Origin of the sequence: Streptomyces sp. NRRL B-1140, from assembly GCF_001280065.1 — a bacterium.
Taxonomy (GTDB): Bacteria; Actinomycetota; Actinomycetes; order Streptomycetales; family Streptomycetaceae; genus Streptomyces.
Window position 1 is genome coordinate 1 of record NZ_LGEA01000095.1, and the last position, 21943, is coordinate 21943.

The 21943-nt window shown below is 69.6% G+C and carries 18 protein-coding genes; 3 read left to right on the forward strand and 15 right to left on the reverse strand.

Going from position 1 to position 21943, the window contains the following annotated elements; translation table 11 throughout:
• Positions 1 to 649: aldehyde dehydrogenase family protein (locus ADK65_RS16735; RefSeq protein WP_159038794.1), on the forward strand; the 649-nt coding region annotated here is incomplete at its 5' end.
• Positions 650 to 1919: 1270 nt separating this feature from the next.
• Here the strand turns inward: ADK65_RS16735 and ADK65_RS16740 are convergent.
• The 11 genes from ADK65_RS16740 to ADK65_RS16790 all read right to left on the reverse strand — a co-directional run bounded on the left by ADK65_RS16740 (position 1920) and on the right by ADK65_RS16790 (position 15235).
• Positions 1920 to 2273 (reverse strand): cupin domain-containing protein, encoded by a 354-nt coding sequence (locus ADK65_RS16740; protein WP_053670957.1) that lies wholly within the window; start codon positions 2271 to 2273, stop codon positions 1920 to 1922.
• A 255-nt stretch (positions 2274 to 2528) separates the two neighbouring features.
• Positions 2529 to 3809 (reverse strand): NAD(P)/FAD-dependent oxidoreductase, encoded by a 1281-nt coding sequence (locus ADK65_RS16745; protein WP_053670958.1) that lies wholly within the window; start codon positions 3807 to 3809, stop codon positions 2529 to 2531.
• Between the two features lie 361 nt (positions 3810 to 4170).
• Positions 4171 to 4938, reverse strand: a complete 768-nt coding sequence (locus ADK65_RS16750) for an amino acid ABC transporter ATP-binding protein (RefSeq protein WP_053670959.1) — start codon at positions 4936 to 4938, stop codon at positions 4171 to 4173.
• The gene (locus ADK65_RS16755; protein WP_199825651.1) at positions 4935 to 5894 is read right to left on the reverse strand and encodes an amino acid ABC transporter permease; all 960 of its coding nucleotides are present in this window, start codon (positions 5892 to 5894) and stop codon (positions 4935 to 4937) included. The genes ADK65_RS16750 and ADK65_RS16755 overlap by 4 nt, the downstream gene beginning before the upstream one ends.
• Before the next feature lies 1 nt (position 5895).
• Positions 5896 to 6834, reverse strand: a complete 939-nt coding sequence (locus tag ADK65_RS16760; protein WP_234352897.1) for an ABC transporter substrate-binding protein — start codon at positions 6832 to 6834, stop codon at positions 5896 to 5898.
• Between the two features lie 274 nt (positions 6835 to 7108).
• Positions 7109 to 7786 carry a haloacid dehalogenase type II gene (locus tag ADK65_RS16765; RefSeq protein ID WP_053670960.1) on the reverse strand — a complete coding sequence of 226 codons (678 nt, stop codon included), beginning with the start codon at positions 7784 to 7786 and terminating at the stop codon, positions 7109 to 7111.
• A 133-nt stretch (positions 7787 to 7919) separates the two neighbouring features.
• Entirely contained in the window at positions 7920 to 9056 is a 1137-nt protein-coding gene (gene solA / locus ADK65_RS16770) for an N-methyl-L-tryptophan oxidase (protein ID WP_053670961.1), read from the reverse strand.
• A 114-nt stretch (positions 9057 to 9170) separates the two neighbouring features.
• Positions 9171 to 10229 (reverse strand): tartrate dehydrogenase, encoded by a 1059-nt coding sequence (locus ADK65_RS16775; RefSeq protein ID WP_053670962.1) that lies wholly within the window; start codon positions 10227 to 10229, stop codon positions 9171 to 9173.
• Between the two features lie 73 nt (positions 10230 to 10302).
• Positions 10303 to 11187, reverse strand: coding sequence for a LysR family transcriptional regulator (locus tag ADK65_RS16780; RefSeq protein WP_053670963.1), 885 nt, complete (start codon positions 11185 to 11187; stop codon positions 10303 to 10305).
• 546 nt (positions 11188 to 11733) lie between these two features.
• Complete coding sequence (locus ADK65_RS16785; protein WP_053670964.1) at positions 11734 to 13062, reverse strand: class I SAM-dependent RNA methyltransferase; 1329 nt, start codon at positions 13060 to 13062, stop codon at positions 11734 to 11736.
• A 121-nt stretch (positions 13063 to 13183) separates the two neighbouring features.
• Complete coding sequence (locus tag ADK65_RS16790) at positions 13184 to 15235, reverse strand: APC family permease (protein ID WP_053670965.1); 2052 nt, start codon at positions 15233 to 15235, stop codon at positions 13184 to 13186.
• Positions 15236 to 15863: 628 nt separating this feature from the next.
• Between ADK65_RS16790 and ADK65_RS16795 the strand changes: the two genes are divergently transcribed.
• Together ADK65_RS16795 and ADK65_RS16800 are read left to right on the forward strand one after the other, a co-directional pair.
• Positions 15864 to 16535 carry a potassium channel family protein gene (locus tag ADK65_RS16795; RefSeq protein WP_053670966.1) on the forward strand — a complete coding sequence of 224 codons (672 nt, stop codon included), beginning with the start codon at positions 15864 to 15866 and terminating at the stop codon, positions 16533 to 16535.
• Positions 16535 to 17209 (forward strand): potassium channel family protein, encoded by a 675-nt coding sequence (locus tag ADK65_RS16800; RefSeq protein ID WP_053670967.1) that lies wholly within the window; start codon positions 16535 to 16537, stop codon positions 17207 to 17209. The genes ADK65_RS16795 and ADK65_RS16800 overlap by 1 nt, the downstream gene beginning before the upstream one ends.
• Positions 17210 to 17285: 76 nt before the next feature.
• Here the strand turns inward: ADK65_RS16800 and ADK65_RS16805 are convergent, their stop codons facing one another.
• The 4 genes from ADK65_RS16805 to ADK65_RS16820 all read right to left on the reverse strand — a co-directional run bounded on the left by ADK65_RS16805 (position 17286) and on the right by ADK65_RS16820 (position 21703).
• Entirely contained in the window at positions 17286 to 18017 is a 732-nt protein-coding gene (locus ADK65_RS16805; RefSeq protein ID WP_053670968.1) for a DUF3159 domain-containing protein, read from the reverse strand.
• 3 nt (positions 18018 to 18020) lie between these two features.
• Positions 18021 to 18419 carry an OB-fold nucleic acid binding domain-containing protein gene (locus ADK65_RS16810; protein WP_043454926.1) on the reverse strand — a complete coding sequence of 133 codons (399 nt, stop codon included), beginning with the start codon at positions 18417 to 18419 and terminating at the stop codon, positions 18021 to 18023.
• Between the two features lie 63 nt (positions 18420 to 18482).
• Positions 18483 to 19163 (reverse strand): response regulator, encoded by a 681-nt coding sequence (locus ADK65_RS16815; protein ID WP_053670969.1) that lies wholly within the window; start codon positions 19161 to 19163, stop codon positions 18483 to 18485.
• Complete coding sequence (locus ADK65_RS16820; protein WP_053670970.1) at positions 19160 to 21703, reverse strand: sensor histidine kinase; 2544 nt, start codon at positions 21701 to 21703, stop codon at positions 19160 to 19162. Before ADK65_RS16820 ends, ADK65_RS16815 begins: the two co-directional genes overlap by 4 nt.
• Positions 21704 to 21943: the final 240 nt, after the last annotated feature.

Below are 21943 nucleotides of genomic sequence, written 5' to 3' on the forward strand. Positions count from 1 at the left end.
CGAGGCCGTGGCCTCCTGCGTCTCCGGCGCGTTCTGGGCCGCCGGCCAGAACTGCATCGGCACCCAGCGGATCCTCATCGCGGCCGAGGTCTACGAGCGTTTCCGCGACGCCTTCGTCGCCCGCACCCGGCTGCTGCGCGTCGGCGACCCGCTCGACGAGCGCACCGACGTCGGCCCCATGATCACCCATCAGGCCGCGGCCGCCACCCAGGCCAAAGTCGACACCGCAGTGGCCGAAGGCGCGGTCCTGCTGTGCGGCAACGACGTCACCGGCGCCCTGTACGCGCCGGCCGTCCTGGAAAACGTCCCCGCGGCCTGCTCGATCTGGCAGGAGGAGGTGTTCGCCCCGGTCGTCGTACTGCAGCCGTTCACGTCCTTCGAGGACGCCATCGAACAGGCCAACGCCATCGACTACAGCCTCCACGCCGGCATCTTCACCGCACGCCTGGACCGCGCCCTGACCGCGGCCCAGCAACTCGAAGCGGGCGGAGTCATGATCAACGACTCGTCCGACTACCGCTTCGACGCCATGCCGTTCGGCGGGTACAAGTACGGCAGCATGGGCCGCGAAGGCGTCCGCTTCGCCTTCGAGGACATGACTCAGCCCAAGGTCGTCTGCATCAACCACATCAGTGGTGTGGTGCACTGATCCCCTTGCGCCGAGCTCGACTCTCTGGGCAGTGGCGCGACCGGAGGGATTGTCAGGTCTGTGGATGGCGCGCCACTGTCTGTAGCACCAGCCTCATGAAGCCAGCTGAACGATCGCCTGACGCCCTGACAGCAGAAGGGTGCCTCCACCCGCGATGATCTGGACTGTCTAGATCAGCAAGACCGCGAGGAAGAGGCACCCGACGGGTGAGGAATACCGGCTGGGATCATCGCCTTGCCCTGCGGGCCGACGGCAAGAACCTGATCGGCAACGCGGGCGTGGTGTTGCTGCGGAAGGTTGCCACCCGCGTCGGTCCGGCCACTGCGCTGAACGCGGCGTTCCGAGGGGCACCGGGCCGGACCGGCGGGACCGGGGCACAGCGCTGATCCAGCTCGCCTGCGCAATCGTGCCCGGTGCGACGAACACTTCACAGGCCGAGCAACTCCAGTACCGCCGGCGGGCGGTGTTCGGCCTACCGGTCTCGGAGAGCACTTTGCGCCGTCTCTGGCGGCGATCGACGCCCCCGTGGCGGGCCCGGATCGAGCGCGCCCGCGCCGCGATACGCCGCATGGTGTGGACGCTGCTCGCCCTGCAACCCGGCAGCTTCCCCTGAATCTCGGTGTGCGGCCGCGAGCCGGCCAACTGGTACGTCCTCGACCTGGACGCGACCATCGTCAACCGCACCAGCCGCAAGGAAAGGCGCGGCGGGCACCTTCAAGGGCAGCTTCGGTCACATGCCGCTGGGTGCGTGGGTGGCCAACACCCGTGAGTGCGTCGCCATGCTGCTGCGGCCCGGCACCGCCCCGCCCCGCCCAACGACGTCACCGACCACAAGACGGTCCTGGCCTTGCAGTTTCGGCGGCTCCCGCTGCCGCTGTGGTCGAAGCTGCTGGTACGGATCGCAGGGCGCGGCCTTCAGCCACGCCCTGCTCGATCATCTCCACCAGCTGTCCACGAGCCGGCGCCGGGTGCGCTGGGTGACCGGCTGGGCTGTCAACGCCACGGACGAGCAGGCCACCGCCTGCGGGCCGCAGGCGCACGGAGGGCCTCTTCGATCTGGGCCTCTTGGTGCGCCCGCCTGCCTTCCACGCGGCGACGCCGAGCAGTACGGATGGGACCGGGCGGCAGCCGACGGTCCCATCACCGCATACCCCGTCGCTGAGCCGCATATCTGCCACAGCGCGGCCCTCAGGGCATCGAAGACATGCGTCTACTGGGCAGGTTGCCCTCGCGAGAGGTCCCGATGCCGATCGTGTCTGCGGGATCGGTGTTACGACACGGTCAGGTAGATCTTGCGCACGGTTTCGATGGTCTTCCAGACACCGACGTAGCCCGGCTTCATGACGAAGCTGTCGCCTGCCTTGTAGATCACCGGCTCGCCGCCTTCCGGCGTGAGTTCGACGACGCCGGAAAGGATGTGGCAGAACTCGAAGATCTCGCCCTTGATCGAGCGCGTCTCGCCAGGCGTGGCTTCCCAGACACCCGTGTTGATCGTTCCCTCACGGGCGGTGTCCTGGGCCCAGGTCTTGTACGTCGGGTCGCCGGAGATCAGGCGTTCCGGCAGCGGGCCGGACTCGCTGGGGTCGAAGGAGGGATCGGTGTCGATGGTCTTCAGGAGCGACATGCTTTTTCCTCTGTTGGTTTCGGGAGCGATGCAAATCGAGAACGGACATACCAGGTGTCACCGGGTCGAGTCCGACCAGGCTCTACGTGCATCCCGGACCAGGGCCTGACGGCTGCCCTCCACGGTCACGGCGCGCAGTAGGTCGGTGAGTCTCTCGGCGGGCAACAGGCCCTTGTGCTGAACGGTTGGGCCACGCGCGGTCAGCGTCGAGGCCCTTCTTGGCTTCCGGTGCTGCCCAGGTCGGCTGTCGACCGGTCAGCGGATGCGGTCCAGCGTCTTGTAGTAGGCGCCCGCGAAGGGCAGGAACCAGGCGGTGCCGTTGTAGAGGGGGATGCGGGGCGGGGCGATGTCGCGGACGGGGCTGGCCTCGGGGTGGCCGTCCATCACCTCGGCCATGACGTGGCCCATGTGGGTGGCCATCTGGACGCCGTGGCCGGCGTATCCCATGGAGTAGTAGACGCCGTCCTCGCTCTGCCCGGCGTGCACGATGCGGTCCATGGCGAAGCCGACGGAGCCGCCCCACACGTACTCGATCTTCGTGCGGGAGAGCTGGGGGAAGATCTCGCACATCTCACGGAACAGAACCTGTCCGCTCTTCTTGTCCGAGGTGGGGTCGGACGGTGCGAAGCGGGCGCGGCCGCCGAACAGCAGCCGGTTGTCCGGGGTGAGCCGGAAGTAGTGGCAGACCTTGTTGGAGTCGACGAGGAGGCGGGCTTTGGGGATGATGTCCCGGGCGAGCTCCTCGCCGAGCGGCTCGGTGACGATGATGAAGCTGCCCACGCAGACCTGCTGGCGGCGCAGCCACGGAAAGTTCTTGTCGGTGTAGGCGTCGGTGGCCATCATGACCTGCCCGGCACGGATGACACCACGCTCGGTGCTGACCTCGAACCGGCCGGCGGCGGTACGCCGCACGCCGATGGCCGCGTTGCGCTCGTGGATCTCGACACCGGTGCGCTCGCACGCCTCGGCCATCCCGCGCACGAAGCGGCCCACGTGCAGTGCGGCACTGAACGGGTCGAGCAGCCCGCCGTGGTAGGCATCGGATCCGATTTCGGAACGCAGCTCGGACTTGCCGATCAGAGTGGTCTCGTGTCCGAAGTACTTGGCCAGATCGCGCTGCTTGGCCTTCTGGCTCTCGAAGTGAGCGGGGCGGGACGCGAGGCCCAGGCGTCCGACACGGCGGAACTGGCAGTCGATGGACTCCTCGTTCACGAGCCGCTCGACGGTGTCCACGGCCTCGCCGTAGGAGTTGTAGATCGCGCGGGCCCGTTCGGGGCCGTACCGGCGGATGGCCTGGCGTATGCCGATGGTGAAGCCCAGGTTGGCCATGCCGCCGTTGCGGGCGGAGGCACCGGAGCCGATCTGGCCCTTCTCGACAAGGGTGACGCGAGCGCCCTTGCGGGCGGAGTGCAGGGCGGTGGACAGGCCCGTCAGGCCGGCGCCGACGACCACCAGGTCGGTGTCCTCGGTCAGCGGCTTGCCGGACCGGTCGGGAAACGCCCCAGCGGTTTCTATCCAGTAGGGAATCGTCTTCATGTCGGGTCCTTAGCGGGGAGTTTCGGGGGGGGGCGGCTGGGCACGACCAGGGCCCGGCCGACGGCGCTGTCAGCGCTGGCGCGGCCCGTGCCGGCGCAGGGCTCGGGTGACCGGTTCTACGGGGCGGAGGTTGTGGCCGTCCCGTTGGCCGCCGAGTTCGCGGCCGAGGACGACCACGACGAGGGCGAGGATCGCCAGGGCGATGAGTACCGCGCTGATGGCGGTGACGGTCGGGTCGACGTCGAGCCGGAGGGCGTTGAAGACCTGGACCGGCAGGGTGCGGGGGTCACGTCAGCCGCAGTCGACCAGCGTCTTGTCCTGACTCGCTGCCGGAGCCGTCACCGCCTGTCCGTGCAGCCGTCTACAGCACCTTTTCGAGGAATGCCTGGGTGCGTTTCTCGCGGGGGTTGCCCAGGACTTCGCGGGCGTCGCCGCGTTCGACGGCGATGCCTTCGTCCATGAACAGGATGTCGTCGGCAACCTCGCGGGCGAAGCCCATCTCGTGGGTGACGAGGAGCATGGTCATGCCGTTGCCGGCGAGGTCGCGCATGACGGCGAGTACTTCGCCCACTCGTTCGGGGTCCAGTGCGCTGGTGGGTTCGTCGAACAGCATGATGGTGGGGTCCATCGCCAGCGCGCGGGCGATGGCCACGCGCTGCTGCTGGCCGCCGGAGAGCTGGGCGGGGTACTTGTGGCCGCACCCCTTCAGCCCGACCCTGGCCAGCAGTTCCTGTGCCCGCTCCCGGGAGGCGGCGCGGTCCTTCTTGTGCACCAGCACCGGTCCGGACATGACGTTGCTCTCGGCGGTCATGTTCGGGAACAGGTTGAACTGCTGGAACACCATGCCGATGCGGGCGCGCTGTTCGGCCAGCCGCTTGGGGCGGACGGCGTGGTAGGCGTCGTCCTTCTCGGTGTAGCCGAAGTCCTCGCCGTTGACCTTGAGGACTCCGCGGTCGATGGTCTCCAGGCCGTTGATACAGCGCAGCAGGGTCGATTTGCCTGATCCGCTGGGGCCGATGATGCAGGAGATCTCCCCGGCCTTGACGGTCAGGTCGATGTCACGCAGGACCTGGTGGCGTCCGAAGCTCTTGCACAGCTTGCGTGCGACGATCGTTCCGTCCGGGTTCACAGCAGGGCCTCCCTCGTGGTGGGAACGGGCTGGCCGGCCCCGGGTTCGGCCGAGGTGGCGGCCGGGGTCAGCCGTGCCCGGGTCGAGCGGGAGAAACGGCGCTCGATCATGGACTGCGGCACGCTCAGCACCAGCGTCATGATCAGGTACCAGAGGCTGGCCACGATCAGCAGCGGAATCGTCTGGTAGTTGCGGGCGTAGATCGACTGTGCGCTCTGCAGCAGGTCGGCCACGCCCAGCACGCTCACCAGCGAGGTCTCCTTGAGCATGCCGATGACCTGGTTGCCGGTGGACGGGATGATCGCTGGCATGGTCTGCGGGATGATCACGTGCCGGAGCTTGGTGAACCCCGACATGCCCAGGGACTCCGCGGCCTCGTGCTGTCCGCGGCTGACCGAGGCGAACCCGCCGCGGATGATCTCCGACATGTACGCGGCCTGGTTCAGCGTCAGCCCCACCACGGCCGCGGTCATCGGAGTCATGATCGCGTTCACGTTCACCGGCGTGGAGATGTCGGTGAACGGGATGCCGATGGAGATGTTCGGGTACAGCGCCGCGATGTTGAACCAGAAGATCAGCTGCACCAGCACCGGAGTGCCGCGGAAGAACGCGATGTACAGCTGGGCCAGCCCGGAGACGGGCCGCTGGTGCGACATGCGCATCACCGCCAGCACCAGCCCCAGCAGCGTGCCCAGAACCATGCTCGCCGCCGTCAGAAACAGCGTGATCAGCAGGCCGTTGAGGACGGTTTCAGTGGTGAAGTAACTGAACACCACCGGCCAGCGGTAGTTCTCGTTCGTCACCGCCGTCCACACCAGACCGGCCACGATCGCGATCGCGACCGCCCAGGCGACATAATCGCGCGGACGTTTCGGCGTGATCCGCTTCTTCTCTTCGGCCATCAGTGGTGACACCGGTCGGCTCCTGGTCTTCGTACCGATCAGATCCGTGGACATGTCAGTCCTGCGGGACGGCCATGGCCGCGGTCTTGATCCCGAGGTCCTGGAAACCCCAGCGGCCCAGCGCCTCGGCGTACTTGGGGTCGTCGATGATGGACTGGATGGCGGCCTTGACCGCGGGGGTCAGCGGCGAGTCCTTCTTCAGGGCGACGGTCGCGGGCTTGGTGGCCACCAGGGGCTTGAGGACGTCGAACGTCTTGGGCTGCTGCCTGGCCGCCCACTCGAGCGCGATGAAGTCGTACATCACCGCGTCGATCCGCTTGGAGACCAGCTGGGTCAGAGCGTCGTTCACACCGGGCAGGGTCACCGCCTTGATGGCCGGCTTGCCCTTGCTCGTACAGTCCTGCTTGGACAGCTGGGGCAGCCACTGCAGCTCCGCGGTGGTGCCGGAGACGACAGCCACGCGGTGCCCGCACAGGGTGTGGGTGGTCAGCTTCTGCGGGTTCCCGTAGGGGACGGACACCCCGGTCCCGGAGTTGACGTACTCGACCATGTCGAGCACCTTCAGCCGGTCCTTCGTGGCGCCCATGGTGGAGGAGGTGAAGTCGTACCTGTTGGCCTGCAGGCCGGTGATGATGGTGTCGAACTTGACGTTGTTGATCTGCAGCTTCAGGCCGAGCTTGGCGGCGATCAGCCGGGACATGTCCGGGTTGAACCCGATCGGGCTCTTGTTGTCCGACGCCATGAACGAGGTGGGCGGGTAGGCCAGGTCCATGGCCACCGAGAGCGTGCCCTTGGCCTTCACCGCCGCGGGCAGCAGCTTCACCGCCTTCGCGTCCGGCTTCACACCCGCCGAGATGTCGTCGGTGTGCTCCGCCGACGAACCAGAACCCCCGCCCTGGGTCGTGCTCTTCGCCTCTGCCTTCTGCGCAGTGTCGCTCGCCCCGCACGCGGTGAGCGCGAGGGCCAGGGCGGTGGTGACGATCGGAACGCTCACGTGCCTGTTGACCTGCATGGCGGCTGCCACAGCGCCTGCGGTGCGGAGTGCGGTTCTGCGGCCTGTCCGGTTGCTCTTCATGGCGGTGCCTCCTGGAGAACGCTGGGGATACGGGGGATACGGGGAATCCGTGCTGTGGGGGCGACGTGCGGATCGGACGGGGGGCGGGTCTTCGTCAGGGGGCGCCCGGAAACGCGCAGGGCTCATGGGCGGCCACGCGAGACCGGGCGCCCCTCTGGAAGAAGGTGCTGGGTGAGTGGGTGCGCGTCGCGCGTCAGATGCCCAGCATCTGGTTGAGCTCGTTCAGGGACTTGACGGTCACGTAGTCGTAGCCGTGGGTGACCGGGTCGCAGCCGCGGTCCAGGAGGACGAGGTTGCGGAAGCCCATGTCGTGCATCGGCATCAGGTCGTAGCGGGTGTGCGAGGAGACGTGCACGAAGTCCTCGGGGGACGCGTCGAGCTGGTCGAGCATGTACTCGAACGCGGCGTAGCGGGGCTTGTAGCAGCCGGCCTGCTCCGCGGTGTAGACCGCGTGGAAGTCCACTCCGAGCCGGGGCACGCTCTCCGCGAGGAAGGAGTCGTCGGCGTTGGAGAGGATCACCAGCTTGTAGTTCTCGGCCATCTTCTTCAGCGGTTCCAGCACATCCGCGTGCGGGCCCCAGCTGCGCACGCCGTCGGCGAACCGCTTGCCGGCGTCCGGGGCGGCCTTCACGCCCCACTTGCGGCAGACCCTCTCGAAGGCGTCCTGCAGAGTCTGCTCGTAGGAGTAGTACTCGCCACAGACGTCGAAGCGGTAGCCGCGGAACTCCTTGACGAACTGGTCCCACTGCTCGGCAGGGATCTGGTCGCCGACGAGCTCCCACGTGATGGGGGTCATCGGCCACTCGATCAGCGTGCCGTAGCAGTCGAACGAGACGTACTTCGGGCGCCACTGGAACGAGGGAATGGGCATGGGAGTGCTCACTTTCTTGCTGCGGGGAACTGGTTGCGGGCAACCCCGATTCCGGGCATGCCCATGACAGAGATGTCGCGATGGGGTGCGGGGTGTGGGGGTGCGGGGTGATGTCGTCGACGTTCGCCCCGGGTCAGGTGGCGCCGACTCCTGCGGGAGCGAGGAAGCCGACGGGGTGCTGCGTAGTGCCGTCGAGCGCCAGGTCGGCGGCGATCTCGCCCATCGCGGGCGAGAACTTGAAGCCGCTGCCGGAGAATCCGGCCATGACGATGATGTCGTCCTCGCCGGGGAGATGGCCGACGAGCGGGTTTCCGGACGTGGTGTAGCCCTCCATGTAGGCCGACATCCTGATGGGGTCGGGGTTCAGGTCGGGCATGAGTTCACCGATGAGCTCGCGGAAGATGCCGAGTTCCTCGGGGGGGACCGTGCGGTCGAGCCGTTCGGGCTCGGGCACGGGCGCGTGGTATTTGAAGGAGAGACCGAGCTTGACGGAGATGCCGTCGGGCGAGGGGATTCCGAAGCAGTCGTGGGGTGTGGCGCGCACGAAGGGAAGGGCACCGCCCGCGAACCAGTCGTGGCGGGTGGGCTGGTGCCAGGAGCAGATCACCCGGCGGATGTCGATGGCCTGGGGCAGGTCCGGGAGCAGGGTGTTGATCCAGGGGCCCACGGTCACCACGGCGGTGTCCACGTGGTCCGTGCCCTGGTCGGTGACGATCTTCACCCCGCCGCCCGCCGCGGGGACGACCTCGCGCACCGTGGTGTAGCGGTGCAGCCGGGCGCCCAGCTGTTCGGCGCGGGTGGCGGCGGCCTGGATGGACGCCTCGGGTCTGATGACGGCGCCCAACCGGTCCAGGACGGCGGTGTGTCCGTCCGGGAGCCGGTGCTGGGGGTAGCGGCGGGCGAGTTCCTCCCGGTCCAGTACCTCGTGATCCAGCCCCTGGGCGGCGCTGGTGGACAGGAGGAGGCGCATGGACGGTGAGGCGGCCTCCCCCATCACCAGGCTGCCGCTGCGGCGCAGCAGCGACCGGCCCGTCTCGGCCTGGAGCTGCTCCCACATCCGGTCCGCGAGCCGCAGCAGCGGAACGTACCCGGGCTCGCCGAGGTGGGCGGCTCGGTACATGCGGCTCTCGCCCCCGGCCGCGCCGCGGTCGTGACCCGGTGCGTACCGGTCGTAGCCGATGACCTCGGCTCCGCGGGCGGCCAGTCTCCACATGGCCTGGCTGCCCATGCTGCCGGCGCCGATCACGGCGACGCGCTTGGGGATGCTCATGAAATCGCTCCTTTCTTCCGGTTTAGTCCCCGCTGGAATGGCGTTCGCTTTCGGCCATGGAATCCTGCGGGTCAACCCATGCTTTGCTTCACCCCTGGGGCAGGGGGAGACGGCTCAGAGGAGTTCGATCAGCTTGTCGGTGAACTCGGCGGTGGTCGCGGATCCGCCCAGGTCACGGGTGCGGACATCGGTCTTGGCCAGGACCGCGGCGATCGCGTCCGTGATGTCCCTGGCCGCGGCGGGATGGCCGAGGTGGTCGAGCATCATGGCCGCGGACCAGATCGCGCCCAGCGGGTTGGCGATGCCCTTCCCCGCGATGTCGGGCGCGGAGCCGTGCACCGGCTCGAACATCGAGGGGAAGTCCCGCTCGGGGTTGAGGTTGGCCGCCGGGGCGATACCGATGGATCCGGCGACGGCGGCCGCGAGGTCGCTGAGGATGTCGCCGAAGAGGTTGGAGGCGACGACGACGTCGAAGCGGGCCGGCTCCAGGACGAACTTGGCCGCGAGCGCGTCGATGTGCTCCTGGTCCCAGGCGACCTGTGGGAACGAGGCGGCCCGCTCGGTGACGAGCTGGTCCCAGAACGGCATGGTGTGGATGATGCCGTTCGACTTGGTCGCGGAGGTCAGGCGGCCGCCGCGCCGGGAGGCGAGCGTGAAGGCGTAGTCCAGCAGGCGTGTGACGCCGGCCCGGGTGAACACGGCCTCCTGCACGGCGACCTCGTCCGGGAAGCCGCTGTTGAGCCGGCCGCCGACCTCGCTGTACTCGCCTTCCACGTTCTCGCGGACGACGACGACATCGACCTCGCCCGGCCGTGCGCCGCGCACCGGGCTGTCGATGCCCTCGAAGACACGGATGGGCCGGAGGTTGACGTACTGGCGGAAGCTGCGCCGGATCGGGATCAGCAGCCCCCACAGCGAGACATGGTCGGACACCCCCGGGTATCCGACCGCGCCCAGCAGGATCGCGTCCGCCTCGCGCAGCCGGTCGATCCCGTCGGCGGGCATCATGGCGCCCTGGCGCAGGTACCGCTCGCAACCCCAGTCGTACGACGTGTAGGACAAGCTGAAGCCGTGGCGGCGGCCGAGAACATCGAGCACCTGCTGTGCCGGAGGCAGTACCTCAGCGCCGATGCCGTCGCCCGGGATCAGGGCGATCCGGTGGTTCGTCTTCATGGCGTCGATTGCAGCAGGGCGGTCCGTGAGGCGTCCAAGACGCAAAGCGGATCTGTCTTATAAGCGGGGCCTATCACCTGTCGGGGGCCGAGGTCGCGGCCGTGACGAACGCTGCGGCCGCCGGCGACAGGAGGCCCCGGCGGGCGACGAGGGCGATGTCCAAGGTGTTCTCCGGCTCGATGTCCAGGACACGAGCGCCCAGCCGCCCGGCCAGGTCCCGCCAGGAATCCGTGACCACCGCCAGCCCCACCCCGGCCAGCACCAGAGGCATGAGCGACACCCTGTGCTCGGTCTCGACGGCGACGGCGAAGTCGATGCCCTGCTCCCGCAGCGCGTCGACGTAGGCACGCATCCCGGTACCCGACTGCCCGACGATCAGCCGCTGTCCCGCAAGCTCCCGTGCCTGAACCGCCCTCCGACCGGCGAACGGGCCGTCGGCCGGCACCGCCAGCACAAAACGCTGCCGCCCCAGCGCATGGGAGACGACCTCCTTGTCGGAGAGGGGACCGGCGGACGCCAGGAGCCCCAATTCCACCGCGCCCGTGCGCACCATGTCGATCACATCACGCGACGTGAACGCGGCATTGATCGCCACGGAGACACCGGGATAACGGCGGCTGAAGGCACTGACCAAGCTCGTCAGCGGCTCCACCGCCTGCGACGGCATAGCCGCCACGTCCAGGCGCCCTTCACGCAGCTCATGCACCGCCGCGACACTCGCCCGCGCCGTCTCCAGACTCCGCACGGCCTCCCGGGCGGGCTCGATCAGAGCCTTACCGGCCTCCGTCAGCACGGCCCTGCGCCCGATCCGATGGAACAGTTCGGAGCCGAGATCACGCTCCAGCGCCCGCACGGCCTGCGACAGCGACGGCTGCGACACGTACAGAGCCGACGCCGCACGGTTGAACCCCCCACGATCAACAATCGCAAGGAAGTACTCCAGCTGCCGAATGTCCATACGCGCCCTCTGCCCGGGAAGAGATCAACCGACGACTCGATCGGTCCCGACCATGGTGGCGTGAAGGATCGCCTCGATGAAGTACGGACCACCGACGCACTTGCCGTAATCCTCACGAAGCGCGGGCACAGCCGCCTGAGGCACTCAATGGCTGGCTGCGGCGCTCGGTCACAGCCGTCTCCCGCCCGCGGTTCGAAAATCGGCAGGAGATCAGCGTGCCGTGCGCGCCATGCTGCAGGCGCTGCGCCCCTGCCCACCCCGTAGTCCCCCGGTTCCCGGGACCTCACGGCCAGCTGGCGATTGACCCGCGCCATCTGATCCATGACGATTGCGCCACGCTCCGTCAGAATCAGCGTCGAACGAGCGTCAAGACATCTCCCGAGCCCGTCCCTCACGGAGTTGAGGCAGAGCGTTCTCGACCCGCGCCCTCTGCGAAAACGCAGGTGAGACATGTGACGGGCACCTGCGTCATGCTCCACGCGGTGGACCTCGGGAAACAGGTCGAGCTCACCCGGCCACACCTGAAGGACCCGAGAAAACCACAGGTCAGAGCCCCTTCATAGCGGGCTCCAAAATCGCCACACACTCCACATGCGACGTCATCGGGAACAGATCGAACGCCCGCAGCGTCCGCACCCGGTACCCCCCGTCCCGGAAGTACCCCAAGTCCCGGGCCAGCGCGGCCGGATCACACGCGACGTACGCGATCCGCCGTGCTCCCAACGAGGCCAGGTGCTCCACCGTCTTACGGCCCGCCCCCGCCCGCGGCGGGTCCAGGACGATCAGGTCGACCTCGGAGATACCCGTGCGCGGCAGCACGCTCTCGACCTTGCCCTGCTCGATCCGCACCCGCTCGAAGTCCGCGAGGTTGTGCCGCGCGTCCTCCACCGCCCGCTTGCCCGACTCGATGCCGAGGACCGCGCCCTGGTCGCCGACGCGGTCGGCGAGGGCGCCGGCGAAGAGGCCGACGCCGCAGTAGAGGTCGAGCGCCATGTCGCCCTTGCGGGGCAGCAGGCCCTGCATGACCGCGGTCACCAGGGTGTCCGCGGCCTTCGGGTGGACCTGCCAGAAGCCGCCGCCCCCGACCCGGTGCGTGCGGCCGTCGGCGCGTTCGCGGACGAAGGGACGGCCGTGGACGCGGTGGACACCGCCGGAGCGCTCGTCCACGCGCAGGACCGATACCGGCCGGTCCAGTTCGACGAGCGGGAGACGCGCGCCCGGCTTCGGGGTGAGGACCACCTGACGGTCCTGGGACCCCGTCGCGGCGATCGCCTCGACGGAGTCGATGCCCGTCCAGGACCGCTTCTCGATGCCCAGCTCGCTGACGCCCTCCGCGGCGATCATGCAGTGGTCGATCGGCTCCACCTCGTGCGAGCGGTGCCGGCGCAGGCCCGCCCGGCCGTCGGCGGTGACGGCGTACTGGACGCGGGTGCGCCATGCGGGGACCTGGCCCGCGGGCACCTTGTCGCCCTCCGCGGGCAGCACCGTGCCGTCCCAGCCGGCCTCCTCGGGGGTGAGCCCGGCGAGGTGCTGGAGCTGTTCGGCGATGACGTCGGCCTTCAGGCGCCGCTGCGCGCCCGGCTTGGCGTGCTGCCAGTCGCAGCCGCCGCAGCGGCCGGGACCGGCGAACGGGCAGGGCTCGTCGATCCGGTCCTTGGAGGCGTCGAGCACGGTCACGGCGTCGGCGCGCAGGAACCGCGCGCCCTCCTCGCCCTCCGTCACCCGCGCCACGACCCGCTCGCCGGGCAGCGCGTGCCGGACGAACAGCACCTGGCCCTCGGACGTGCGGGCGATGCAGTGGCCGCCGTGGGCGACGGGGCCGACCTCGACCTCGTACTCCTCCCCCACCAGCGACTTCCTCGGTTCTGCCTGCATGGCGGAGTGACTCCAAAACGCGTGAGGGGGAAGGGCCGAACGGAAACGGCCGGACAACAGCCCACCAGTCTACGTGGCTGCCGCCCGGCCGTTTCACACGAGCCGTCGTCCGGGGAGATCCTCAGGACTTGGGCTCGGAGGACTCCTTGGACCGCACCTGCGCGGGGCCGCGCCGCACCGAGCCCGGCGCGTTCCAGTCCTGCTGCCTGCGGGCCCGACGCTTGGCCGCCTCGGAGGACTGCAGCTGGTACGGCACCGAGGTCACCATGATGCCGGGCGTGAACAGCAGCCGGCCCTTCAGCCGCAGGGCGCTCTGGTTGTGCAGCAGGTGCTCGTACCAGTGGCCGACCACGTACTCCGGGATGATCACGGACACCGCGTCGCGCGGGGACTCCTTGCGGAGGCTCTTGACGTACTCGATGACCGGCCGCGTGATCTCGCGATAAGGCGAGTCCAGGACCTTCAGCGGTACGTCGATGCCGCGCCGCTCCCACTCCTCGCGCAGCGCCTTGGTCTCCGCCGGGTCGACGTTGACGCTCAGCGCCTCCAGAGTGTCCGAGCGCATCAGCTTGGCGTAGGCCAGGGCGCGCAGCGTCGGGCGGTGGATCTTGGAGATCAGCACGACCGAGTGGACCCGCGAGGGCCGTACGAGGTCGTCGGTGGGGCCCTCGGGAGCGGCGATCTCGGCGGCGACCCGGTCGTAGTGCTTCCGGATGGCCGTCATCGTCGCGTAGAAGATCACCATGCCGAGCAGGGCGACCCAGGCTCCGTGGGTGAACTTGGTGAGCAGGACGACGACCAGCACGAGGCCGGTGAAGAAGGCGCCGAAGGCGTTGATGGCCCGGGAGCGGATCATGTGGCGGCGCTTGGCCTGGTCCTTCTCGGCGGCCAGGTGGCGGTTCCAGTGCCGGACCATGCCGGTCTGGCTGAGCGTGAAGGACACGAACACGCCGACGATGTAGAGCTGGATCAGTCGGGTGGAGTCGGCGCCGTAGATCCCCACCAGCAGCCCGGCTGCACCGGCGAGGAGGACGATGCCGTTGGAGAAGGCCAGCCGGTCGCCGCGCGTGTGCAGCTGGCGCGGCAGGTAGCGGTCCTGGGCAAGGATCGAGCCGAGCAGCGGGAAGCCGTTGTAGGCGGTGTTGGCGGCGAGGAACAGCACCAGCGCGGTGGCCGCGGCCAGGATGATGAAGAGGAAGCTGCCCTTGCCGAAGACGGCTTCGGCGACCTGGGAGATCACCGGGTTCTGGACGTAGTCCCCGCCGAGCGGGACACCGTTGTGGAACAGGTCCTTGGCCGGGTTCTCGGCCATGCGGACGTCGGTCGCGGCGGCCAGCGCGATGATGCCGCAGAACATGGTGACGGCCAGCAGGCCCATCATCGCGAGGGTGGTCGCGGCGTTCTTCGACTTGGGCTTGCGGAAGGCCGGGACGCCGTTGGAGATCGCCTCGACGCCGGTGAGGGCGGCGCAGCCGGAGGAGAAGGCGCGCAGCAGCAGGAAGACCAGGGCGAAGCCGGCCAGGCCCTGGTGCTCGGGCTTGATGACGTAGTCCGCCGTCGGTGCCCGCATGGAGTCGCCGAGGACCAGTCCGCGGAAGGCCCCCCAGGCGATCATGGTGAAGACGCCCGCGACGAACACGTAGGTCGGGATCGCGAACAGCGAGCCCGACTCCTTCACTCCGCGCAGGTTCATCAGGGTCAGCAGCACGATCACGCCGATCGCGCAGAGCACCTTGTGCTCGACCACGAACGGGACGGCGGAGCCGAGGTTCTCGATGCCGGAGGAGATCGACACCGCGACGGTGAGCACGTAGTCCACGAGCAGCGCGCTCGCGACCGTCAGGCCGGCCTTGGGCCCGAGGTTGGTGTTCGCCACCTCGTAGTCGCCGCCGCCGCTGGGGTAGGCGTGCACGTTCTGCCGGTAGCTGGCGACCACGGTGAACATCAGCACGACGACCGCGACGGCGATCCACGGGCTGAAGTGGTACGCCGTCACGCCCGCGATCGACAGGACCAGCAGCACCTCGCCGGGCGCGTACGCCACGGAGGAGAGCGGGTCGGAGGCGAAGACGGGGAGTGCGATGCGCTTCGGCAGGAGCGTTTCGCCCAGCCGGTCACTGCGCAGTGCGCGCCCGATCAGGATCCGTTTGGGCACGTCGGTCAGTTTGGACACAACAGAGGATCGTAGGCGTTCGATTGCGGGGGTGCCCACCCGCCACCCCCCATCGGCGCTCCGTCTGCTCTCCGAGTGAATTCAGAGGCGCATGCGGCTGAGGATTCCGCAGGTCACCCGCTTCTCATGCCTATATGACTAAGCCCTGTCCGCTTTCCGGCCGTTGCCGCCCCTGGAGGTCCCATGCACACGCCCGCCCAGCTGATCGGCGCCGCGGCCACTCTTGTCGCCCTCGGGATCCTGACCCTGGCGAGTGTGCGCAGCATCAGCCGCCGCAAGGACGTGTCGCCGGGGACGCGCTAGCCGTTCGGGGCCCGGCTGCCCGGACCGCGGTGTACCTCCCCCGCCGTGGGCTCCTCAGGTCCGGCTCTCGTGACTCATGGCGGGTTTCCCTCGGCCCCGGGGCCTCGCAAGGCCCCGGCAACGCCCTCGGCTTTGCGGATACGTTGGAGTCGGGCGGCCGAACGCGGCAGTGCCCCCGGAGGGCATCATGGCGTGATTCCACCGGCATGATGTTGCCCGGCGGCCCGCACGCAGGCCGCGACGTGATGCCTGGCGAGCCGAGAGAGAGACATGAGCACGACATTCATGAAGCCCAGAGGGCCTGCAGGAAGCGCGGTGTGACGCGATGCATATTGTGATCATGGGTTGCGGAAGGGTGGGTTCCGCACTGGCCCAGAACCTGGAGCAACAGGGGCACACGGTCGCCGTGGTCGACCAGGACCCCACGGCCTTCCGCCGGCTGGGCTCCTCGTTCGGCGGCCGCCGGGTCACCGGTGTCGGCTTCGACCAGGACACCCTGCGCGAGGCGGGCATCGAGGAGGCCGGCGCCTTCGCCGCCGTCTCCAGCGGTGACAACTCCAACATCATCGCCGCCCGCGTGGCCCGCGAGATGTTCGGCATCGAGAACGTCGCCGCCCGCATCTACGACCCCCGCCGCGCGGAGGTCTACCAGCGCCTGGGCATCCCCACCGTCGCGACCGTCCGATGGACGGCCGACCAGATGCTGCGCCGTCTGCTCCCCTCCGGCGCCGAGCCGCTGTGGCGCGACCCCACCGGCGGCGTCCAGCTCGCCGAGGTGCACACCTCCACCGCCTGGGTCGGCCACAAGATCAGCCGGATCCAGGAGGAGACCGGCGTGCGCGTCGCGTTCCTGACCCGGCTCGGTGAGGCGGTCCTGCCCACCTCGCAGACGGTGCTGCAGGAGGGCGACCTGGTGCACGTGATGATGCGCACCGACGAGGTCGACAAGGTCGAGGCAGTGTTCGCCAACGGTCCCGAAGAGGAGGGCGGTCACTGATGAGGGTCGCCATTGCCGGAGCCGGCGCGGTCGGCCGCTCGATCGCGGGCGAACTGCTGGAGAACGGCCACGAGGTCCTGCTGATCGACAAGGCGCCGACCGCCATCTCGGTCGAACGCGTCCCGCAGGCCGAATGGCTGCTCGCCGACGCCTGCGAGATCACGTCCCTGGACGAGGCGGCGCTGCAGCGCTGCAACGTCGTCATCGCCGCGACCGGCGACGACAAGGTGAACCTGGTGGTCTCGCTCCTCGCCAAGACGGAGTACGGCGTCCCGCGCGTCGTCGCCCGCGTGAACAACCCCAAGAACGAGTGGCTGTTCAACGAGTCCTGGGGCGTGGACGTGGCCGTCTCCACCCCGCGTCTGATGTCGGCCCTGGTCGAGGAGGCGGTGAGCGTGGGCGACCTGGTCCGCCTGCTCCGCTTCAGCCACGGCGACGCCAACCTGGTCGAGCTGACCCTGCCGGAGGAGTCGGCCCTGGCCGGCACGCAGGTCGGTGACGTCGACTGGCCGCAGGACACGTCCCTGGTGACGATCATCCGCGGCAACCGCGTGCTGACCCCTTCCCGGGAGGACTCCCTGGAGGCGGGCGACGAGCTCCTCTTCGTGGCCGCCCAGGCCCGCGAGGAACAGCTGGAGGACCTGCTGTCGGTACGGCGGAACGCGGCGGGCTGAGCGTCTTCCAAGCATGAGGAAGGGGGCGTCCTGAAAGCTCGGGACGCCCCCTTCCGTCCGGTTCAGGCCGGGCGGATCACTGCTCGGCGGACCGGGCGGCGGCCTGCCGCTCCCGCTCCTCGGCCGCCTTCTCCTCCGCCTCCATCTCCGCGAACACGTCGATCGGCGCGGGCGCCTTCGCGAGGAACACCCACGTCAGGTACACCGCGAGCAGGAAGGGCGGGATCTTCAGAGCGACCAGGACCCAGCCCAGCTGCGTGGTGTCGGCCCACCAGTACAGCGGGAAGAGGATCGCGCACTTGGCGAGCAGGATCGTGCCCCACGCGTAGCTGGCCTTCGCATACGCCTTCTTGCGGCCCGGGTTCCGGGTGCGCCAGGAGAGGTTCTCCTTGAAGACCGGGCCGAGGATCAGCCCGATCAGCGGCACGCCGCACAGAGTGGTGATGATGTAGGCGAGACCCAGTCCCAGCGTGTAGAGCATGCCGGGCAGGTAGAAGTCCTTGGCGTTGCCGGTCATCATCGCGAAGACCACGCCGAAGGCCACGCCGAAGACCCCGCTGAACGCGTGCTTGACGGTGTCCTTCATCACCAGCCGGACCGCGACCAGCACCAGCGACACGGCCAGCGCCGCGATCGCCGACAGGTGGAGGTCCTTGTTGATCGTGAAGATGGTGACGAAGAGGAGGCCGGGAACCACCGTCTCCACCATGCCCCGCACGCCGCCGAACGCCTCGAACAGGGCGGCCTCGGTCACCGCCCGGGCGTCGTCCGCAGATGTCTCTTCGGTCGGCTTGTCGAGCGACGTCACCGGCTACTCCCGTCCGAGGGGTCTCAGTTCGTACTTGGGATTGAACAGCACCCGGCGGCCCCGGCTCATCGAGATCCGGCCCGACGCGATCAGCTTGCGCCCGGGCTCTATCCCCACGATGGAGCGCCTGCCGAGCCACACCACGTCCAGCGCGGCGGAGCCGTCGAACAGCTCGGCCTCCAGGGCGGGGACTCCGGCGCGCGGCCGAAGGGTGACCGTGCGCAAGGTACCAGTAACCGTCACCACCTGCCGGTCGTGACAGTCTCCGATCCGGGTGCAGCCGGCCGTCTCGGTGTCCTCCCGCAGTTCCTCGGACTCCAGGTCCTCCTGCGACGAGGAGAGCCGGTCGAGCATGCGCCGGAACCGGCCCACCGGCTTTTCGGAACGAGGAACAGCACTCATATCTGAAGCGTACCGGGGCGTACTGACGAAGGGCGAGGAGCCCGTTTCCCCAAGCGGCACCCCTCACTTCTCGAAGCGATACCCCATCCCCGGCTCCGTGATGAGGTGCTTCGGGTGGGAGGGATCTGCTTCCAGCTTCCGCCGCAACTGCGCCATGTACACGCGCAGATAGTTCGTCTCCCTCCCGTACGCGGGCCCCCACACCTGCTGGAGCAGCTGCTTGCGCCCGACGAGGCGGCCGCTGTTGCGCACGAGGACCTCCAGCAGGTGCCACTCCGTGGGCGTCAGCCGTACGTCCTTGCCGGCGCGGTCGACCTTCTTCGCGGCCAGGTCGACGGTGAACTCGCCCGTGTCGACGATCACGTCGCCCTCCCCGGCCGCGGGCTCGGCCCTGCGCACGGCGGCCCGCAGCCGGGCCAGCAGCTCGTCCATGCCGAACGGCTTGGTGACGTAGTCGTCGGCACCCGCGTCCAGCGCCTCGACCTTCTCGTCGGAGGAGTGCCGGGCGGACAGCACCAGGATCGGCACCCTGGTCCAGCCGCGCAGGCCCCCGATCACCTCGACGCCGTCCATGTCGGGCAGGCCCAGGTCCAGGACGACCACGTCGGGGTGGCGGGCGGCGGCGAGCCGGAGGGCGGTGGCGCCGTCGTGGGCCGCGTCGACCTCGTAGCCGCGTGCCTTGAGGTTGATCACGAGGGCGCGCACGATCTGCGGCTCGTCGTCGACCACCAGGACGCGGGTCATGAGGCCTGCCTTTCCGGTTCTGCGGTGGGGTGCGGTGCGGGGCGGCCTCCCGCCGCGCGGAGGGAGAGGACCATGGTGAGCCCGCCGCCGGGGGTGTCCTCGGCGTTCAGGGTGCCGCCCATGGCCTCGGCGAAGCCGCGCGCCACCGCGAGCCCCAGACCCACCCCGGCACCGCGCGGGGCGTCGCCGTGGCGCTGGAAGGGCTCGAAGATGCGGTCCTTGGCTGCGTCGGGGACGCCGGGTCCCCGGTCGACCACCCGCACCTCGACCCGGTCGGCCAGCGCGCTGGCGGCGACCAGCACGGGCGTACCGAGCGGAGCGTACTTGACGGCGTTCTCCACGAGGTTGGCCACCGCCCGCTCCAGGAGTCCGGGGTCGACGGCGACCATGGGCAGGGTCTCTGGGACGTCTAGGTCGGCGCTGCCCTCGGGCACGCCCCCGAGCGCCATCGGCACGACCTCGTCCAGGTCGATCTCGCGGATCAGCGGGGTGACGGTGCCGGTCTGGAGGCGGGACATGTCGAGGAGGTTGCCGACGAGGTGGTCGAGGCGGTCGGTGCCCTCCTCGATGCCCTCCAGCAGCTCGGCCCGGTCCTCCTCGGACCATTCGACGTCCTCGGAGCGCAGGGAGGTCACGGCCGCCTTGATCCCGGCGAGGGGGGTACGGAGGTCGTGGCTGACGGCCGCCAGCAGGGCCGTGCGGATGCGGTTGCCCTCGGCCAGCGTGCGGGCCCGGTCGGCCTCCTCCTGCAGCCGGCGGCGGTCCAGGACGACAGCGGCCTGGGCGGCGAAGGCGGCCAGCACCCTGCGGTCCTCGGCGGGCAGCACGCGGCCGGTCAGCGCCAGCGCCATGCGGTCCCCGACGGGTATGTCCACGTCCGCCTGGTCGGGCCGCTCGACGCGGCGCCCCCGCCCGACGCGTCCCGCGCAGGTCCACGGCTCGACGTCGCTAGCCCGTTCCAGCAGGGCCGCCGACTCCATGCCGAAGGTCTCCCGGACGCGTTCCAGCAGGTCCTCAAGGCCCGTCTCGCCGCGCAGCACGTTGCCGGCGAGGAAGGAAAGGATCTCGGACTCTGTCCGCAGCCGGGCCGCCTGGTGGGTGCGACGGGCGGCGAGATCGACCACGGAGGCCACCGCCACACCGACCGCCACGAAGACCACGAGGGCGACGATGTTCTTCGGGTCGGCGATGGTCCACCGGTGCAGGGGCGGTGCGTAGAAGTAGTTCAGCAGCAGGGAGCCCACCGCCGCCGACGCCAGGGCGGGCAGCAGCCCGCCGAGCAGGGCGGCCGCCACCGTCAGCGCCAGGAACAGCAGCATGTCGTTGGCGAGGCCGAGGTCGACGGCGCTGAGCAGCGCCGTGAGGAGAAGCGGGCCGGCGACACCGGCGATCCAGCCCCAGACCCGCCGGGAGCGCCCGAGTCGCGCGCCCCGGGCCACCGGCAGTCCGCGGCCCTTGGCGACCTCGCCGTGGGTGACGATGTGCACGTCGAGGTCGGGGCCCGACTCCCGGGCGACGGTCGCACCGACGCCGGGTCCGAAGACGTACTGCCAGGTCTTGCGGCGCGAGGAGCCCAGGACGATCTGGGTGGCGTTCACGCCCCGGGCGAAGGCCAGCAGCGCGGCCGGTATGTCGTCCCCGACGACATGGTGAAACGTTCCCCCAAGGTCTTCGACCAGGGTGCGCTGCTGCGCCAGCTCCTTCGGCGAGGCAGAGGTCAGCGCGTCGCTGCGCGCTATGTAGACGGCCAGCACCTCACCGCCGGCGCCCTTCTCGGCCAGCCGTGCGGCCCGGCGGATGAGCGTGCGGCCCTCGGGACCGCCGGTCAGACCGACCACGATCCGCTCGCGCGAGCCCCAGATCCTCGACACGCCGTGCTCGCTGCGGTACTCGGTGAGGGAGGCGTCGACCCGGTCGGCCACCCACAGCAGCGCCAGCTCGCGCAGGGCCGTCAGGTTGCCGGGACGGAAGTAGTTCGACAGGGCGGCGTCGACCTTGTCGGGCTGGTAGACGTTGCCGTGCGCCATCCGCCGCCGCAGCGCCTCGGGCGTCATGTCGACCAGCTCGACCTGATCGGCCCGGCGCACCACCTCGTCCGGCACGGTCTCCCGCTGCCGCACCCCGGTGATCGACTCGACGACGTCGCCGAGGGACTCCAGGTGCTGGATGTTGACCGTCGAGACCACGTCGATCCCGGCGGCGAGCAGTTCCTCCACGTCCTGCCAGCGCTTCGCGTTGCGGGAACCGGGGACGTTGGTGTGGGCGAGTTCGTCCACCAGGGCGACCTGGGGGCGGCGGGCGAGGACGGCGTCGAGGTCCATCTCGGGGAAGAGGCCGCCGCGGTACGCCAGCTCCTTGCGCGGTACCTGCTCCAGACCGTGCAGCATCACCGCGGTGCGGGGCCGGCCGTGGTGCTCGACGAAGGCCACCACGCAGTCGGTGCCCCGCCCGACGCGGCGATGGGCCTCGGACAGCATCGCGTACGTCTTGCCGACGCCCGGCGCCGCGCCGAGGTGGATCCGAAGCTCGCCGCGTCCCATCGCCCCACTGTCTTCCGGTGCCGTGCCGACCGCGCAGCGTCGACTCTACGACCGGCCAGCGCTTCGTGCGTGCCGGGCAGGGGCCCGGGGCACACCTTGACGGAACCCTGACGCTGCCGGTCCACCCGTGGACCGGCTGGGGCCCCGGCGCCCGGTCGGTCAAGGGGGCAGCCGCCTTGCCCATGCGCGCCATCAGGGTTCCGCGCATGAGAAAGGGCCGTACCCGGCGGGGTACGGCCC

Coding starts and splice junctions, on each gene's coding strand:
- ADK65_RS16810 (WP_043454926.1), bottom strand. CDS start 18,419: ATGAGTGCTGTTCCTCGTTCCGAAAAGCCGGTGGGCCGGTTCCGGCGC.
- ADK65_RS16775 (WP_053670962.1), bottom strand. CDS start 10,229: ATGAAGACGAACCACCGGATCGCCCTGATCCCGGGCGACGGCATCGGC.
- solA (WP_053670961.1), bottom strand. CDS start 9,056: ATGAGCATCCCCAAGCGCGTCGCCGTGATCGGCGCCGGCAGCATGGGC.
- ADK65_RS16765 (WP_053670960.1), bottom strand. CDS start 7,786: ATGCCCATTCCCTCGTTCCAGTGGCGCCCGAAGTACGTCTCGTTCGAC.
- ADK65_RS16780 (WP_053670963.1), bottom strand. CDS start 11,187: ATGGACATTCGGCAGCTGGAGTACTTCCTTGCGATTGTTGATCGTGGG.
- ADK65_RS16795 (WP_053670966.1), top strand. CDS start 15,864: ATGCATATTGTGATCATGGGTTGCGGAAGGGTGGGTTCCGCACTGGCC.
- ADK65_RS16800 (WP_053670967.1), top strand. CDS start 16,535: ATGAGGGTCGCCATTGCCGGAGCCGGCGCGGTCGGCCGCTCGATCGCG.
- ADK65_RS16785 (WP_053670964.1), bottom strand. CDS start 13,062: ATGCAGGCAGAACCGAGGAAGTCGCTGGTGGGGGAGGAGTACGAGGTC.
- ADK65_RS16815 (WP_053670969.1), bottom strand. CDS start 19,163: ATGACCCGCGTCCTGGTGGTCGACGACGAGCCGCAGATCGTGCGCGCC.
- ADK65_RS16820 (WP_053670970.1), bottom strand. CDS start 21,703: ATGGGACGCGGCGAGCTTCGGATCCACCTCGGCGCGGCGCCGGGCGTC.
- ADK65_RS16745 (WP_053670958.1), bottom strand. CDS start 3,809: ATGAAGACGATTCCCTACTGGATAGAAACCGCTGGGGCGTTTCCCGAC.
- ADK65_RS16755 (WP_199825651.1), bottom strand. CDS start 5,894: ATGTCCACGGATCTGATCGGTACGAAGACCAGGAGCCGACCGGTGTCA.
- ADK65_RS16740 (WP_053670957.1), bottom strand. CDS start 2,273: ATGTCGCTCCTGAAGACCATCGACACCGATCCCTCCTTCGACCCCAGC.